The organism is Pseudomonas sp. GW821-FHT09E04 (assembly GCF_059416185.1).
Genome location: NZ_JBWKOR010000004.1, coordinates 157,877 through 175,313, shown reverse-complemented (window position 1 = coordinate 175,313; position 17,437 = coordinate 157,877). Strand labels below are relative to the sequence as shown.

Sequence of the window (17,437 nt, the reverse complement as noted above, 5' to 3'; positions counted from 1 at the left end):
GTGCGTTGTTCTTACAAGACGCGAACGCGCAGCGAACGACCCTTGATCTTGCCGTTGTTCAAACGCTGCAGCGCCTGCATGACCACGGTGCGCTCAACCGCCACATAGGACTGGAAGTCGAAGATCGCGATCTTGCCAACCTGAGCGCCAGGGATGCCGGCATCGCCGGTCAGTGCGCCAAGAATGTCGCCCGGGCGCACCTTGTCTTTACGGCCGCCACCAATGCACAACGTGCTCATCGGCGGTTGCAGCGGGGCACCACCCTGGGATTTCAGGTTGTCCACCTGGTCCCAGTTCAGCGGGGTTTTCTGCAGTTGTTCGATGGCTTGCGCGCGGTGCGCTTCGGACGGTGCCACCAGGCTGACCGCGATGCCTTTCTCGCCGGCACGACCGGTACGGCCGACGCGGTGAATGTGGATTTCCGAATCGCGGGCCAGTTCGACGTTGATCACCATGTCCAGTGCATCGATGTCCAGGCCGCGGGCGGCAACGTCAGTGGCAACCAGTACCGAAGTGCTGCGGTTGGCGAACATTGCCAGTACTTGATCGCGGTCGCGCTGTTCCAGATCGCCGTGCAGGCCGACGGCGGAAATGCCTTTGGAAGTCAGGTGATCGACGGTTTCCTGCACTTGCTGCTTGGTGAAGCAGAACGCCACGGTGGAGGCTGGACGGAAGTGGTGCAGGACCTTGGTCACCGCGCTCATGCGCTCTTCCGGGGAAATTTCGTAGAAGCGTTGTTCGATCTGGGTGTCGTCGTGGAACGCTTCGGCTTTCACCGTTTGCGGATCACGCATGAACTTCGACGCCAGTTGCTTGATGCCCACCGGGTAGGTCGCCGAGAACAGTAGGGTCTGACGACGGGCCGGGGTCTGCTCGATGATGTCTTCGATGGCGTCGTAGAAACCCATGTCGAGCATGCGGTCGGCTTCGTCGAGGATCAGCGTGTTGAGGCCGTCGAGGACCAGCGAACCCTTGCGCAGGTGCTGCTGGATGCGGCCCGGGGTGCCGACGATGATGTGCGCGCCATGCTCCAGTGAGCCGATCTGCGGGCCGAACGACACGCCGCCGCACAGGGTCAGGACCTTGATGTTGTCTTCGGCGCGGGCCAGACGACGGATTTCCTTGGCGACCTGGTCGGCCAGTTCGCGAGTCGGGCAAATCACCAGCGCCTGGCAGCCGAAGTAGCGCGGATTGATCGGGTTCAGCAGGCCGATGCCGAACGCGGCGGTCTTGCCGCTGCCGGTCTTGGCCTGGGCGATCAGGTCCATCCCCTTGAGGATCACCGGCAAGCTCTGCGCCTGGATCGGCGTCATCTGGGCATAACCGAGCGATTCGAGGTTAGCCAGCATGGCGGCGGACAGCGGCAAAGTATTAAAAGCGGTGGCGATGGTGGTCACGGGACTGGCCTGCAAAACAAAATGTCGCGCAGTGTACCAGCCCGGTGGCCAATAGCCCTAAGACTCGATGTGCTCTTCCGGACGTCTGACACGCCGCCCGTCATTCTTCGAGAGCTGGGAGAAAATCGTCGCCGCCAGCATCGCCATGATCCCAACAGTCACGAACGTGAGCTGAAACGCGCCCAACACGGTCTCAACGCCGTCGTTTCCGATCTCCGCCGTGAAGCCGCCGAGCAGCGCACCGGCGCACGCCACGCCGAGGCTCAGCGACAACTGCGCCACCACCGACAGCAGGCTGTTACCGCTGCTGGCGCTGGCATCGTCGAGGTCGATCAGGGTCACGGTGTTCATCGCGGTGAATTGCAGCGAGTTGATCGCCCCGAGAATCGCCAGCAGGCACAGCAGCAGCCAGTACGGCGTCTGCTCGCTGACCAGGCCCATGCTCGCCAGCATGATCCCCAGAAACAGCGTGTTGCCGGTCAGCACGATGCGATAGCCGAGGCGTTCGATCAGCGGCCGCGCGCCCCACTTGGCGACCATCGCGGCAGCCGCCAGCGGCAGCATGCTCATCCCGGCCTGGGACGGCGAATAACCCAGCGCCACTTGCAGCAGCAACGGCACCAGAAACGGCAGGGCGCCGCTGCCCAGGCGAGCGAACAGGTTGCCGAGGATGCCGACCGCGAAGGTGCGGGTCTTGAACAGCGACGGCGCGAACAGCGGATTGTCGATGTGCCCGGCGCGCAGCCAGTACGCCGCCAGACACGCCATGCCGCCGAACAGCAACAGCATCACCCGCAAGTGCGGCAGGTGCAGTTCGCCGAGGCCTTCCATGGCGATGGTGATCAGTACCATCGCCGCGCCGAACAGCAGGAAACCCAGGCTATCGAAACGCGTACGCTCGGTGCCGCGCAGGTCGGGGATGAACTTCCACACCGCGTAGCAACCGATGACACCGACCGGCAGGTTGATCAAAAAGATCCAGTGCCACGTCAGGTATTGCACCATCCAGCCGCCCATGGTCGGGCCGATCAGCGGGCCGAGCAGGCCGGGAATGGTGATGAAGCCCATGATCCGCACCAGTTCCGAACGGGGGTAGGCGCGCAGCACCACCAGTCGTCCGACCGGCAGCATCAGCGCGCCGCCGAGGCCCTGAATCACCCGGGCGCCGATCAGCATGCTCAGGCTGCTCGACAAGGCGCAGAGCAACGAGCCGATGCTGAACAGCAGGATCGCGCCAAAGAAGATTTTCTTGGTGCCGAAGCGGTCGGCGATCCAGCCCGAGGCCGGAATCAGCAGTGCTACGGTGAGCATGTAGGCGATGATCACACCCTGCATGCGCAACGGGTCTTCAGCGAGATCCCGGGCCATGGCCGGCAGGGCGGTGTTGAGGATGGTCCCGTCGAGGGACTGCATGAAGAAAGCGATGGCGACGACCCACGGCAACCAGCGGGCGGTGATGGCGTCGAGAGGCGGGCGGTTGGGCATGGAACCTCTTGTGGTGTAGGGCCGTGAATGATCGTTCCCGCGCAAGGCGCGGGAACGATTTGTATCAGAGCGTCAGGGTCAATCGGCTCACCAACGCCCCCGGCAGCAGCGCCGACGACGTATTGCGCTGGCTGTAGGTGCTCGCCGACAGCAGCAACTCACGCTCGGCAGTCAACGCTTCCAGCTGCGAACCCAGCAGGCTGTAGGCGCTGTCGTCGAAACGCATGGTGCTGACCGGCGCCTGAATTTCGCCGTTTTCAACCCAGAACGTGGCAAACCGGGTCATGCCGGTCAGGCGCGCGGCCGGTTGATCGGAGAAGTTCAGGTACCACAGGTTGCTGATGTACAAGCCGGTGCCCAACTGCTTGAGGATCTCGGCCTGCGGCAGATTGCCTGCGCCCATGTTCAGCGCACTCGGCGACTCACCACCGCCGGCACCGTTGGCCGTCAGACCGTATTCGGCGGCACTGCGCGAACCGACCAACTGGTCACCCGCCTTGCCTTCGATGATCAACCGCAGATCGCTGCGCGGGTAACCTTCGCCGGAAAACGCCGGGCTCAGCGAGTCGCTGACTTTCTCGTCGAGGGACACCAGCGGGCTGAACGCCTGGTCGCCGGCATACAGCTTCTGCAACGGGCTGCTCTTGCTGGCAATCGACTGCGCCGAGAAACCGCCCCAGCACAGCATGCCCATGATTTCTTCCAGGGCTGCGGGCGCCAGATAGGCGCGGTATTGGCCGGGCGGCAAGGTGCGCAGCGGTCGCCCCAGAAACTCGAGTTGCTCGCGGGCCTGCTGGAAGCGTTTGGCGAAACCTTCGCTGCTCCACTCGTGCCCGGCGTAGCTGGCTTTCACCGCTTCGCCGTTCTCGTGGAACAGGCTGAAGTCGAAGTTGAAGCTGTTGGCCTGATGCCAACCGAACGCGCCGGAAGAACTGGCGAAGCCACGACTGATCGGGCCGGCGGCATAGAAGCCGACCAGATCCAGACCTTCGGCCGCTTGAGCGATTTCCGCCACGACCTGTTCGGTGTCCGGCAGCGGATGCTCCTGCACGTTCTTGCTCTGCCAGCCGTTGTGGTTGAGCAGCAGATAGGGATCCTGAGGCAGCAGCGGCAGGGTTTCGCGCAGTTGCTGCAAGCCTTCGGCGAGGCGCTGCAGGTCGGTGGTCGGCTCGCCGGACAGGGTGATGTGCAGGTCGGCATGGCGACCGTCGTCGATCAGTTTCAGGCCGATACCGGCTTGCTGCACTTGCCCGGCCTGACGCACCTTGGCGTGGTTGAAGCGGACGAAGGCCGACGATTCGGCGTCGTAACTCAGAGTGAATTGTTCCGGCTCGCGCACTGCGTCGCGCAACCAGTTGACCAGTACCTTGAAGGCCTCGACCTGGCTCTTGGAAATACTCATCAGGCGTCTCCCCCAAACACATCAACATTGCTGAACACGCAGGCCGGCGAAGCGTGGCCGACGCGGATCACCTGGTTCGGTTCGCCCTTGCCGCAGTTCGGCGTGCCCAGCACTTTGGTGGTGCCGGCGTTGCCGACGGCGCGCAGGCTCTTCCAGAAGTGCGCGGAAATACCCCGGTAGTTCGGGTTCTTCACCACGCCTTTGAGTTCGCCGTTTTCAATCAACTGGCCCCATTCGCAGCCGAACTGGAATTTGTTGCGTGCATCGTCGATCGACCATGAGCGGTTGGTGCTCATCAGAATGCCGTTGTCGATGCCGCCGATCAGTTGTTCCAGCGGCTGATCGCCCGGCTCGATGTTGAGGTTGGCCATACGGTCGATGGGTGGTCGGTTCCAGCCGCAGGCGCGACTGTTGGCGACGCCGTCCAGACCTGCGCGGAACTGCGACAGTGCACCGCCCAACGGCCGCACCAACAGGCCTTCGTGAATCAAGAATTGCTTGCTGGCCTTGGAACCGTCGTCATCGTGACCGTAACTCGCCAGTTCTTCGGGAATGCCCGGATCGAACGTCACGTTGAGCAGTTTCGAGCCGTATTGCAGGCTGCCGAAATCCGAGGCTTTGACGAAGCTGGTGCCCGCGTAATTGCGCTCGTCGCCGAGGATCCGGTCGAGCTCCAGCGGGTGGCCGATGGATTCGTGGATCTGCAGCATCATCTGGTCAGGCATCAGCAGCAGGTCGCGCGGGCCTTGCGGGGTGTTCGGCGCGAGCAGCAGTTGCAGCGCCTGATCGGCGACTTGCGGGCCGGCGCCGATCAGACCGCAACGGCTGATCACGTCGGCGCCACCCTGCTGGCCGAAGTTCTCGCGGCCGAGGCTGCGGGTCTGGCTGTCGTTGCCGTCGTAGGCGGTGACGTCCAGGCCCGGATAAACGAAGCGCTGGGCCTGGCGCAATTCGGCCCCGGCACTGCTCAGGTAGATCTGCTCGACGTGGGTGATGCCGATGCTCACTTCCCAATTCACCAGGCGCTCATCCTTTGGCACCGAGGCGGACTCCGAGCCGAGCAGCTCGAAGCATTCGCTCAGGGACGGGAAGGGTTGTTCGAGATTGGGTGAAAAGTAATCGGCGCGGTCGCTGGACACCGGCTGCTGGCTCAGGTCGAGCAGGGCGTGGGGCTTGATCCGCCGGGCCTGCTGTTCGGCGCGCTCGAGGGCGGCTTGCAGGCCTTGTTGCGACAGGTCATTGGTCGCGGCGTAGGCTTCGACGCCGTTGACGCGAACGGTGAGCATCGCACCTTCGTCGCGGCTCAGGCTCGGCGGTTCGGCAACGTTCTTGCGCACCGACAGGTACTGGCCGGACTCGCGTACATACCGCAGGGAAAAAAACTCGGCGCCCGTGCGCAAGGCAGCGAAGCGCTGCTTGAGCTGGGGGTGGAAATCGAACATCAGGGAACCTCCTTGTTATGGGAGTAGCGGCGAAGCGGATTCGGCGGGGAGGGGTGAAACGATTGCGCGAGGACTAGAGTAGGCCTGCGTGGGGGTAGGATCAAGTGAAGAGGGGGTGTAGGAGGATTTACTGCTTTGAGTCGGCTGATCGTTCCCACATTGCATGGGAACGATCACCGCCCGTTATTACGACTTACTGAGCAACAGCACTCACATCACGCAGCGCCTTGCCTTTCACCGGCGCATCGCCGGCGACGTAGTACGGCGCCTTGCTGCGTGGCAGTGGCTGACGGCCACGGATCTTGTCGGCGATTTTCTCGGCCATCATGATCGTCGGCGCGTTCAGGTTGCCGGTGGTGATGATCGGCATGATCGAGGCATCGACCACACGCAGACCCTGCATGCCATGCACGCGGCCCTGGCCGTCCACGACCGCCATCTCGTCGGTGCCCATCTTGCACGAGCAGGACGGGTGGAACGCGGTTTCGGCGTGCTCGCGGATGAACTTGTCCAGCTGCTCATCGGTTTGCACTTCGATGCCCGGGCTGATTTCGCGGCCACGGAAAGCGTCCAGTGCAGGCTGTTGCATGATTTCACGGGTCAGGCGGATGCCGTCGCGGAATTCCTGCCAGTCTTGTTCGGTGGCCATGTAGTTGAACAGGATGCTCGGGTGCTGGCGCGGATCCTTGGATTTGACCTGGATGCGACCACGGCTCGGCGAACGCATGGAACCCATGTGCGCCTGGAAACCGTGCTCTTGCACACCGTTGCTGCCGTTGTAGTTAATCGCCACCGGCAGGAAGTGGTACTGGATGTTCGGCCATTCGAACTCTTCGCGAGTACGGATGAAACCGCCGGCTTCGAACTGGTTGCTGGCGCCGATGCCGGTGCCGTTGAACAGCCACTCGGCACCGATGGCCGGCTGGTTGTACCAGAGCAGCGACGGGTACAGCGAGACCGGTTGGGTGCAAGCGAATTGCAGGTACAGCTCGAGGTGATCCTGCAGGTTTTCGCCGACGCCCGGCAGATCGTGAACGACCGGGATGTCGAGGCTTTCCAGCAGTTTCGCCGGGCCTACGCCGGAGCGTTGCAGCAGTTGCGGCGAAGCGATCGCGCCGGAGCAGACGATGACTTCTTTACGGGCGCGGGCTTCAACGCGCTCTTCGGCAGCGCCGACCAGGTAACGCACGCCAACGGCACGCTTGCCGTCGAACAAGACTTTGTCGGTCAGGGCGTGGGTGACGATGGTCAGGGTCGAACGCTTCTTGGCCACGTCCAGGTAACCACGGGCGGTGGAAGCACGGCGGCCTTTCGGCGTCACGGTGCGGTCCATCGGGCCGAAGCCTTCCTGCTGGTAGCCGTTCAAGTCTTCGGTGCGCGGGTAACCGGCTTGTACGCCAGCTTCAACCATGGCGTGGAACAGCGGGTTGTTGCCCGCCTTCGGCGTGGTCACGCTGACCGGGCCTTCGCCACCGTGGTAGTCGTTCGGGCCGATGTCGCGGGTTTCCGCTTTGCGGAAGTACGGCAGGCAGTCGAGGTAGGTCCAGTCTTCCAGGCCTGGCAGTTTCGCCCAGCCGTCGTAGTCCATCGCGTTGCCGCGGATGTAGCACATGCCGTTGATCAGCGAGGAACCGCCGAGGCCCTTGCCGCGACCGCATTCCATCCGGCGACCGTCCATGTACGGTTCCGGATCGGTTTCGTACGCCCAGTTGTAGCGACGGCCTTGCAGCGGGAAGGCCAGTGCGGCCGGCATCTGCGTGCGGAAGTCCATGCGGTAGTCCGGGCCGCCTGCTTCGAGCAGCAGGACGGTGACGCCTTCGTCTTCAGTCAGACGGGTCGCCAGGGTGTTACCGGCAGAACCGGCACCCACGATGATGTAATCGAATTCTTGGGACATTGAATGCACCCTCTTTGAAAGTTGGTCAGGTCAGACAGCCAGCGCTTCCCGTGTGGGAGCGGCGAGCAGACATGCCCGCGAAGGCGGCTTCGCGGGCAGCGCACGATGGCGGGTCTTAGAACACCGAGACGTAATCGCCCAGCTCGACCTGTACCGATTTGATGCGAGTGAAGTTGTTCAGCGAGCTGATGCCGTTCTCACGGCCAACGCCCGACTGCTTGTAACCGCCAACCGGCATTTTTGCGTCGGACTCGCCCCAGGCGTTGATCCAGCAGATACCGGCTTCCAGTTGATGAATCACGCGGTGGGCGCGGTTCAGGTCGCGGGTGACGATACCGGCGGCCAGGCCGAAATCGGTGTCGTTGGCGCGGCGGATCACTTCTTCTTCGGTTTCGTAGGTCAGGATCGCCATTACCGGGCCGAAGATTTCTTCACGGACGATGGTCATGTCGTCGGTGCAGTCGGTGAACACGGTCGGTGCCACGAACGCGCCTTTGGCGAATTCGCCGTCGGTCAGACGGTCGCCGCCGCACAGAACGCGAGCGCCTTCTTCTTTACCCTTGGCGATGTAGCCCAGCACGTTTTCCATGTGCGCGAAGCTGACCAGCGGGCCGAAGTTGGTGTTTTCGTCTTCCGGGTTGCCGACGCGGATGCGGGCAACGCGCTCGACGATCTTGGCTTCGAAAGCGGCTTTCAGGTGGCTCGGCACGAACACGCGAGTGCCGTTGGTGCAGACCTGACCGGAGCTGTAGAAGTTGGCCATCATCGCGGTGTCGGCGGCGCGATCCAGGTCAGCGTCGTCGCAGATGATCAGCGGGGACTTGCCGCCCAGCTCCATGGTCACGTCTTTGAGCGACGAAGCCGAAGCGCTGGCCATGACCTTCTTGCCGGTGTCGGTGCCGCCGGTGAAGGAGATTTTCTCGATGCGCGGGTGCTCGGTCAGCCAGGTGCCGACTTCACGGCCGCTGCCGGTCAGTACGTTGAACACGCCGTTCGGAACGCCGGCTTCGGTGTAGATCTCGGCCAGTTTCAGGGTGGTCAGCGAGGTGACTTCGCTTGGCTTGAAGATCATCGCGTTACCGGCCGCCAGGGCTGGAGCGGATTTCCACAGGGCGATCTGGATCGGGTAGTTCCACGCGCCGATACCGGCAACCACGCCCAGCGGCTCACGACGGGTGTAGACGAATGCGGTGTCACGCAGCGGGATCTGCTCGCCTTCGATGGCGGGTACCAGGCCTGCGTAGTATTCCAGCACGTCGGCGCCGGTAACGATGTCGACGTATTTGGTTTCGGAGAACGCTTTACCGGTGTCCAGGGTTTCCAGAGCAGCCAGTTCATCGTTGCGCTCGCGCAGGATGTCGACGGCGCGACGCAGGATGCGTGAACGCTCCATGGCGGTCATCGCGGCCCAGATTTTCTGGCCCTTTTCGGCGCTGACGACTGCGCGCTCGACGTCTTCCTTGGTCGCACGTTGCACTTGTGCGAGGACTTCACCGTTAGCCGGGTTGATGGCTTCGAAGGTGGCATCGCTGCCGGCGTCGGAGTACGCGCCATCGATGTAGAGTTTTTGCAGTTCGAAACGGGCCATAGTGTCCTCGCAAGTGCATAAGTGGTTGGCGTTGACCACCGCGATCAGGCTGCGGTGGCGTTCAGGGGCCGAGCGTTTTCTCTGTGCTCTAGCTCACCTTCTTGGCCAATTGGAAATCCATGTATTCGTAAGCGATCTGTTGCGCCTGCGCGGTGTCGAAAGCGTCTCCCGACAGCGCGCCGCGCAACCACAAGCCGTCAATCAGAGCTGCCAGTCCGCGGGCGGCGCTGCGCGCATCTTCGAGCGGCAACACACGGCGGAACTCGCAGCACAGGTTGGAATACAGACGGTGATCGTTGATCCGCTGCAACCTGTGCAAAGACGGCTGGTGCATGCTGGTGGCCCAGAAGGCCAGCCAGGTTTTCATTGCCGGGCCATTGACCTGGCTGGCGTCGAAGTTGCCTTCGATGATCACCTGCAGATGCGCCCGGGGGCTGCTGTCTGCCAGCGCCTGACGGCGCGCGGTGACGTTCTCGCTGAGGACGCTCATCAGATACCGCATCGTGGCGGCAATCAGGCCGTTCTTGTCCTGAAAGTAGTGACTGATGATGCCATTCGAGACACCGGCCAAACGGGCGATCAGCGCAATGCTGGCGTCCCCCATTCCGACCTGATCGACGGCCTGCAAAGTGGCTTCGATCAGTTGTTGGCGGCGGATGGGTTGCATACCGACCTTGGGCATCTTGCACATCTCCTTAGGCCTTCCAACGGGCGATAAACGCCGATCGGATTGAGGGCCAGTCTATTTTGTTTTGATTGAACGTTCAATCAACAAAGAATAAGATCTGCGACAAATCGTCGCTGCCTACAGATTTTTCCTACGTGTAAGTGGCGATAAACCGACATCCGAAAATGCTCGAAACCTGCGCGGGGCAAGGCGCGGTTCGACGTTCGATGGACGTGTTGAATGGGCAAGACGCTCGCGGCCAGGTTTCGGATGAACGTCCAGACCTCGGCCACGACGGCGATTCGCGGTGCCATCTCTGCAGGTTCGGGCTTTTTTCGGGGTGTCTTTATATCACCCGCCGGTCGGCTGCCAACTAACCGATTGGTCGGGTTCCGTGTTGCCTTGTGTTCTTCTCTCGCACTGCCTGGAGCATTTGTGCCATGAGTTCTGCCTCGCTTATAAAGACCCCGCCCGAGAAGGTGACGGTCAACGGTTGGGTGTTCTACACCTCGACCGCGTTGATTCTGTTGTTGACCGCCATTCTGATCATCGCCCCGCAAGAGGCCGGCAGAATGCTGGGAGTGGCTCAGGCCTGGTTGTCCCGCAGCTTCGGCTGGTACTACATGGTGGTGATCGCCGCTTACCTGGTGTTTGTGGTGGGCCTGGCGTTCTCTTCCTACGGCAAACTCAAACTGGGTAGCAAGGACGACACCCCGGATTTCAGCTATGGCGCCTGGGCGGGGATGCTGTTCTCGTCGGGTATCGGTATTTCGCTGCTGTACTTCGGTGCCTCCGAGCCGCTGGATCACTACTTCAACCCACCGGAAGGTGCGTCCGCTACCAACCTGGCGGCGCGTCAGGCTGTTCAGCTGACTTTCCTGCACTGGGGCCTGCACGGCTGGGCGATCTACGCACTGGTCGGTCTGGCTGTTGCCTATTTCGCTTACCGTCATAACCAGCCGCTGGCACTGCGTTCGGCGCTGTACCCGCTGGTGGGCGAGCGTTGGGTCAAGGGCGCTGCCGGTCATGCGGTAGACGGTTTCGGCATGTTCGTGACCCTGCTGGGTCTGGTGACCAACCTGGGGATCGGCTCGCTGCAAGTGTCCTCGGGCCTGGAAAACCTGTTCGGCATGGAGCACAGCAACACCAACCTGCTGATCGTGATCATCGTGATGAGCACCGTGGCGACCATCGCTGCCGTGTCCGGCGTGGAAAACGGCATCCGTCGTCTGTCCAACCTCAACATCATTCTGTTCAGCGGCCTGCTGATTTTCGTGCTGCTGTTCGGCCCGACCCTGCACCTGCTCAACGGCTTCGTGCAGAACATCGGCGACTACCTCAACGGCGTGGTGCTGAAGACTTTCGATTTGTACGTCTATGAAGGCGACAGTGCCAAGTCCGACCGCTGGCTGGGCCTGTGGACTCTGTTCTACTGGGCATGGTGGATTTCCTGGGCCCCATTCGTCGGCATGTTCATCGCGCGGATTTCCCGTGGTCGTACCGTGCGTGAACTGGTGGCCGGCGTGCTGCTGATTCCGCTGGGCTTCACCCTGGCGTGGCTGTCGATCTTCGGTAACTCGGCGCTGGACCTGGTGATGAACCACGGTGCGGTGGAGCTTGGCAAGACGGCGCTGGAACAGCCGTCGATGGCGATCTATCAGTTGCTTGAACACTACCCGGCGTCGAAAGTCGTCATCGGTGTGTCGATCTTTGTAGGTTTCGTACTGTTCCTGACCCCGGCCGACTCTGGCGCGGTGATGATGGCCAACCTGTCGTGCAAGGGCGGCACCGTCGACGAAGACGCACCGCACTGGCTGCGGATCTTCTGGTCGGTCGTGATCACCCTGGTGACCATCGGCCTGCTGTTCGCCGGTAACTTCGAAGCCATGCAGACCATGGTGGTGCTGGCCGGCCTGCCGTTCTCGGTGGTGCTGGTGTTCTTCATGTTCGGCTTGCACAAGGCCATGCGCCAGGACGTGCAGATCGAACAGGAGCAAGCGCAACTGGCTGAGCGCGGTCGTCGTGGTTTCAGCGAGCGCCTGACTCAACTGGACCTGCAACCGAGCCAATCGGTGGTGCAACGTTTCATGGACAAACACGTTACTCCGGCGCTGGACGATGCGGCTGCACAGCTGCGTACCCAAGGCCTGGAAGTGCAAACGCTGCTGGGTAAATCCAAGCGTTGCATGGGCGTGCGCGTCGAGATGGAAGAGGGCAACCCTTTTGTCTACGAAGTGAGCCTGGACGGCTATCTGGCGACCCCGACCGAATCGGCCCAGTCCGATGAAGCGCGCCAGCGTTACTACCGCGCCGAGGTGTACCTGCACAACGGCAGCCAGGATTACGACCTGATGGGCTTCACGCAGGATCAGATCACTCGCGATGTGCTCGATCAGTTTGAAAGCCATCGGCAGCTCCTTGGCCGGGTGTACAGCTAAGTTGTGATTCAGGATCGTTCCCACGTCGAGGCGTCGAACCGTCTGCGTGGGAACGCCTCAAGGGACGCTCCGCGTTCCAGCCGCGGTGCCGGATTCCGGTCTGGCACCGATGGGACGCAGAGCGTCCGGGGCTGCATTCCCACGCAGAGCGTGGGAACGATCATCACGCAAACAAAAACGCCGCGATCCTCTCGCGGCGTTTTTGTGTCTGCTCTCTTTACCCCAGGTTCTTGCCGAGCAGCGCGTGATACAACTCGCTGTCCCCAAGAATCCCCACCACATGGTTGTTGTCGTGCAGCACCAGCTTGTTGCCGGTCTGGTAACGGATCTGCAACGCGTCACGCATGCCGATGTTCGAGTCCACCAGTGTCGGGCGACGATCAAGACCTTCCACCGCTTGCCCCGGTACCCAGTTCTGCAGGTCGAGTACCGAACCGTTCTTGCGTGCACCCTTGATGGTGTTGCCTTCAGCCAGGTCCAGCCACGAATCGCCGCCCGGATCGAGGCACACCGAACCGTTGATGCGTTTGCAGTTGTCCAGCGTGCGCATCAGGCTGCGACCGCAGAGCACGTTCAGCGGATTGGTGTGGGCAACGAAGGTGCGCACGTAATCGTCCGCAGGATTGAGCACGATCTCTTCCGGCACGCTGTACTGGATGATCCGGCCGTCTTTCATGATTGCGATGCGGCTACCCAGTTTCAGCGCCTCGTCGAGGTCGTGACTCACGAACACGATGGTTTTGCTCAGCTTGCGTTGCAGTTCCAGCAATTCATCCTGCAGACCTTGACGGATCAGCGGGTCGAGGGCCGAGAACGGTTCGTCCATCAGCAGAATGTCTGCGTCCATCGCCAGCGCGCGGGCCAGGCCTACACGCTGCTGCATGCCGCCGGACAGCTCGTTGGGTTTCTTGTTGCGCCACTGGGTCAGGCCGACCAGCTCAAGCTTGTCGTCCACCAGTTTGCGGCGTTCTTTCTCGGGACGGCCCTGCATTTCCAGACCGAAGCTGATGTTCTCGCGCACGGTCAACCAAGGCATCAGGGCGAACTTCTGGAACACCATCGCAATGCGCTTGGTGCGCATCATTTTCAGTTCGGCCGGGGTGCAGGAGGCGATGTCGATCTGCTTTCCTTCGTGCTCGACGAACAGCTTGCCGCGGCTCACGGTGTTGAGGCCGTTGATGCAGCGCAACAGGCTGGATTTGCCGGAGCCGGACAGGCCCATCAGTACGCAGATTTCACCTTTCTCGATATCCAGGCTGGCCTTTTCAACGCCGACAATCTGCCCGGTCTTTTTCAGGATCTCGTTACGGGTCATGCCCTGATCCAGCAGCTTGAGCGCCTCGCGTGGATCCTTGGCGAAGATAACGTCAACGTTATCGAAGCGAATTATGCTCATGCGTCACCCCCTACTTTTGCGTCGGGTTGTTTGCAGATACGGTCGAGCATGATCGCCAGCAGTACGATCGCCAGGCCCGCTTCGAAGCCCAGGGCGATATCAGCAGTGTTCAGTGCGTTGACCACCGGTTTGCCGAGTCCGTCGGCGCCCACCAGTGCCGCGATCACCACCATCGACAATGAAAGCATGATGCACTGGGTGATGCCGGCCGCGATGCTTGGCATGGCGTGGGGCAGTTCGATCCGTGAAAGCAGTTGGCGACGCGAGCAGCCGAAGGCCTTGCCGGCGTCCATCAGTTCTTCCGGGACATCGCGGATGCCCAGGTAGGTCAGGCGGATCGGCGCAGCGATGGCGAACACCACCGTGGAGATCAGGCCCGGAACCACGCCCAGCCCGAAGAGGGTCAGGGTAGGAATGAGGTAAACGAAGGTCGGTACGGTCTGCATCAGATCGAGCACCGGCCTCATCAAAGTGTAGAACATCGGTTTATGCGCAGCGACGATGCCCAGCGGCACGCCGATGACCACGCAGACCAGGGTCGCGAACATGACCTGGGCGAGGGTTTCCATGGTTTCCTGCCAGTACCCCAGATTGAGGATCAGCAGAAAGGAGGCGATCACGAAGGCGGTGAGGCCCCATTTGCGTTGAATGAAGTGCGCGAGCAGAGCGATGAGGCCGATCAACACCAGCGGGTTGAACCAGGTCAGCGCAAACGTCACGCCGTGGATCATCGTTTCCAGGGTCACGGCGATTGCGTCGAAGGTGCTGGCGCCGTGTTGCGTCAACCATTCAACGAAGCCCGCGATGTACTGGCCTAAAGGGATTTTCTGATCAATCAGCATGGTAGTGAACGTCCGCATGCAAGGAAATAAACAGCCCGGACGGCCGGAGCCGTCCGGCATAAGCGATTACTGATTCAACTTGGCTTTCACGGCCTCCAGGCCAGGTTTACCGTCAATGGTGGTCACGCCAGCGAGCCAGGTATCGAGCACCTGTGGATTCTTTTTCAGCCAGGCCTTGGCGGCCGCGTCAGGCTTCATCTTGTCGTCCAGGATGTTGCCCATCAGGGTGCTTTCCATGTCGACGGTGAACTCCAGATTCTTCAGCAACTGACCGACGTTGCTGCATTCTTCGACGTAGCCCTTGCGGGTGTTGGTCGCGACGGTGGCTGCACCGAAATCCGGGCCGAAGAAGTCGTCGCCGCCGGTCAGGTATTGAATCTTGAAGCGCTTGTTCATCGGGTGCGGCGCCCAGCCGAGGAAAACCACGGCGGTGTCGCGTTTCTGCGCGCGGTCGACCTGCGAGAGCATGCCCGCTTCGGACGATTCGACGACCTTGAAGCCCGCGGCTTTCAGGCCGAAGGCATCCTTGTCGATCATGCTCTGGATCAGGCGGTTGCCGTCGTTGCCAGGCTCGATGCCGTAGATCTTGCCGTCGAGCTCTTTCTTGAATTTGGCGATGTCGGCGAAGTCATGCAGGCCCTTGTCGTACAGCGCCTGCGGTACGGCGAGGGTGTATTTGGCACCCTTGAGGTTGGTGCGCACGACTTCCACGGTGCCGGCATCACGGTAGGCCTTGATGTCGTTTTCCATGGTCGGCATCCAGTTGCCGAGGAATACGTCCATGTTCTTGCCGTCGGCCAGCGACTTGTAGGTCACGGGCACGGAGATCATGGTGGTCTTGGTCTTGTAGCCGAGGGCGTCGAGCACCACGCTGGTGGTCGCGGTTGTTGCGGTGATGTCGGTCCAGCCGACATCGGAGAAGTTAACGGTACTGCACTGCGCCGGTTCTGCGGCTTGAGCCAGTAACGGCAGACTCAGCATGGCGGCCAACAACAACGACGGGGAACCTTTCATGGATGGACTCCTTGGTGTTTTTTTTGGCAGTGTTCCGACTGGACCACCGCACTTATAGGTTGCGGTTGGATGGCGTTCTGGAGACAGCTCTACCACGGCGCCTTGCAATCGAGTCGATACGATCATGTACCAGTGAAAATCTGACGCCTACAGGGTGCGTCGTATCCAGTACAGGGATGGTCGCATCCAGTGTCGGTGACGTCGTTTACAGCTTTTTTCAGCCCCGTTTGGCCATCTGAACCGCATAAAAACGGCGAAAACACGGGCGAAAACCGGCACGGCGTTAGTGGGCATGAGTGCGTCGGTGTCAGACGCCGAGCGACCCGGGAAAAGCCTGATGATGCGGGCATTCCGGCGGATCGCAGCTTGAGCGTAGCAGCTCCGCCAGCGGGCGCTTCACGCCCCGGACGGCACTCTCAGGAGCTCTGCATCAATGGCTATCAGCGTTTTCGACCTGTTCAAAATCGGCATCGGCCCGTCCAGTTCCCACACCGTCGGGCCGATGCGCGCCGCGGCGCTGTTCGTCGAGTCTCTGCGCGACAAATTCCTGCTGGAGAAAGTGCGGCGGATCGAGGTGCAGTTGTTCGGTTCGCTGTCGGCCACCGGTGTCGGTCACGGCAGCGACAACGCCGTGATCATGGGCCTGATGGGCGAGTGGCCGGACGCGATCGATCCGTCGCAGATCGGCCCGCGAATCCAGGCCCTGCGCGAAACTCACACCCTTTTACTGGATGGTCGTTTGTCGGTGCCCTTTATATGGGCCCGCGACATGCGCCTGATCGATGAAAACCTGCCGTTCCACCCCAACGCCATGACCCTGGTTGCCGAAGGCGATCACGGCGAGATTCATCGCGATACCTACTATTCGGTCGGCGGCGGTTTTGTCGTCGACGAAGCGCAGGCGTCCAGCGGTGTGGTGGATCTGGATCGCACCGAATTGCCTTATGACTTCTCCAGCGCGGTCGAACTGCTGGAGTTGTGCAAGAAGAACAACCTGCGTGTCGCCGAACTGATGATGGCCAACGAGAAAGTCTGGCGCAGCGAAGAGGAAATCCGCGCCGGGCTGATGAAGCTCTGGCGGGCGATGCAGGATTGCGTCGAGCAGGGCCTCAAGCACGAAGGCATCCTGCCTGGCGGCCTCAATGTGCGCCGGCGCGCGGCGAAACTGCACCGCAGCCTTCAGGAATTGAACAAGCCCAACGTGATCGGCTCGACCCTCAGCGCCATGGAGTGGGTCAACCTGTTCGCCCTGGCGGTGAACGAAGAGAACGCGGCCGGCGGGCGCATGGTCACGGCACCGACCAACGGCGCGGCCGGGATCATTCCGGCGGTGCTGCACTACTTCATGAAATTCAGCGAGGCGGTGACCGACGCCAACGTGGTCGACTATTTCCTCGGGGCGGCGGCGGTGGGGATTCTGTGCAAGAAGAACGCCTCGATCTCCGGCGCGGAAGTTGGCTGTCAGGGTGAGGTCGGTTCGGCCTGCGCAATGGCGGCGGCAGGGCTGGCGGAAATCCTTGGCGCAAGCCCGGAGCAGTTGTGCAACGCGGCGGAAATCGGCCTGGAGCACAACCTCGGCCTGACCTGCGACCCGGTGGGCGGTCTTGTCCAGGTGCCGTGCATCGAGCGCAACGCGATTGCGGCGGTGAAAGCGATCAATGCGGCGCAGATGGCCTTGCGTGGCGATGGTCAGCACTTTATTTCGCTGGACCGGGTGATTCGCACCATGCGCGATACCGGCGCCGACATGCATGACAAATATAAAGAGACTTCTCGAGGTGGCTTGGCGGTCAGCGCGGTCGAGTGCTGATTCCTCCGATAACACCAGACCAGTCAAAACTGCGCACCAAGCGAGCATCGGCAATAAAA

The 17,437-nt window shown here is 61.6% G+C and carries 12 protein-coding genes; 2 read left to right on the top strand and 10 right to left on the bottom strand.

From position 1 onward, the window contains the following. Positions 1 to 11: 11 nt before the first annotated feature. The 7 genes from dbpA to betI form a co-directional block, all read right to left on the bottom strand. On the bottom strand, positions 12 to 1,397 hold the full coding sequence (dbpA, locus tag AC07N4_RS15785; RefSeq protein WP_096817735.1) for an ATP-dependent RNA helicase DbpA: 1,386 nt from the start codon (positions 1,395 to 1,397) through the stop codon (positions 12 to 14). A gap of 57 nt (positions 1,398 to 1,454) precedes the next feature. Further along, positions 1,455 to 2,882 (bottom strand): multidrug transporter subunit MdtD, encoded by a 1,428-nt coding sequence (gene mdtD / locus AC07N4_RS15780; RefSeq protein ID WP_192559184.1) that lies wholly within the window; start codon positions 2,880 to 2,882, stop codon positions 1,455 to 1,457. Positions 2,883 to 2,946: 64 nt separating this feature from the next. Further along, positions 2,947 to 4,284 carry a TldD/PmbA family protein gene (locus tag AC07N4_RS15775; protein WP_493065711.1) on the bottom strand — a complete coding sequence of 446 codons (1,338 nt, stop codon included), beginning with the start codon at positions 4,282 to 4,284 and terminating at the stop codon, positions 2,947 to 2,949. Continuing rightward, the gene (locus tag AC07N4_RS15770; protein WP_493065712.1) at positions 4,284 to 5,726 is read right to left on the bottom strand and encodes a TldD/PmbA family protein; all 1,443 of its coding nucleotides are present in this window, start codon (positions 5,724 to 5,726) and stop codon (positions 4,284 to 4,286) included. The genes AC07N4_RS15775 and AC07N4_RS15770 overlap by 1 nt, the downstream gene beginning before the upstream one ends. A 193-nt stretch (positions 5,727 to 5,919) precedes the next feature. Further along, positions 5,920 to 7,623: a choline dehydrogenase gene (betA, locus tag AC07N4_RS15765; protein WP_493065713.1), complete on the bottom strand. Its 1,704-nt coding sequence runs from the start codon at positions 7,621 to 7,623 to the stop codon at positions 5,920 to 5,922. Between the two features lie 115 nt (positions 7,624 to 7,738). Beyond that, positions 7,739 to 9,211, bottom strand: a complete 1,473-nt coding sequence (gene betB / locus AC07N4_RS15760; RefSeq protein WP_096817745.1) for a betaine-aldehyde dehydrogenase — start codon at positions 9,209 to 9,211, stop codon at positions 7,739 to 7,741. An 88-nt stretch (positions 9,212 to 9,299) separates the two neighbouring features. Beyond that, entirely contained in the window at positions 9,300 to 9,893 is a 594-nt protein-coding gene (gene betI, locus AC07N4_RS15755; protein ID WP_085731629.1) for a transcriptional regulator BetI, read from the bottom strand. 425 nt (positions 9,894 to 10,318) lie between these two features. Between betI and betT the strand changes: the two genes are divergently transcribed. Then, positions 10,319 to 12,316: a choline BCCT transporter BetT gene (betT, locus tag AC07N4_RS15750; protein WP_096817746.1), complete on the top strand. Its 1,998-nt coding sequence runs from the start codon at positions 10,319 to 10,321 to the stop codon at positions 12,314 to 12,316. A gap of 217 nt (positions 12,317 to 12,533) precedes the next feature. On the opposite strand, the gene choV is transcribed toward betT, so the two are convergent. The 3 genes from choV to AC07N4_RS15735 form a co-directional block, all read right to left on the bottom strand. Further along, positions 12,534 to 13,712 (bottom strand): choline ABC transporter ATP-binding protein, encoded by a 1,179-nt coding sequence (gene choV, locus AC07N4_RS15745; protein ID WP_096817748.1) that lies wholly within the window; start codon positions 13,710 to 13,712, stop codon positions 12,534 to 12,536. Then, on the bottom strand, positions 13,709 to 14,554 hold the full coding sequence (gene choW, locus AC07N4_RS15740) for a choline ABC transporter permease subunit (protein ID WP_085709139.1): 846 nt from the start codon (positions 14,552 to 14,554) through the stop codon (positions 13,709 to 13,711). Before choW ends, choV begins: the two co-directional genes overlap by 4 nt. A 66-nt stretch (positions 14,555 to 14,620) precedes the next feature. Continuing rightward, positions 14,621 to 15,568, bottom strand: a complete 948-nt coding sequence (locus AC07N4_RS15735; RefSeq protein WP_096817750.1) for a choline ABC transporter substrate-binding protein — start codon at positions 15,566 to 15,568, stop codon at positions 14,621 to 14,623. 433 nt (positions 15,569 to 16,001) lie between these two features. Between AC07N4_RS15735 and AC07N4_RS15730 the strand changes: the two genes are divergently transcribed. Next, positions 16,002 to 17,378 carry an L-serine ammonia-lyase gene (locus tag AC07N4_RS15730; protein ID WP_493065714.1) on the top strand — a complete coding sequence of 459 codons (1,377 nt, stop codon included), beginning with the start codon at positions 16,002 to 16,004 and terminating at the stop codon, positions 17,376 to 17,378. Positions 17,379 to 17,437 lie beyond the last annotated feature (59 nt).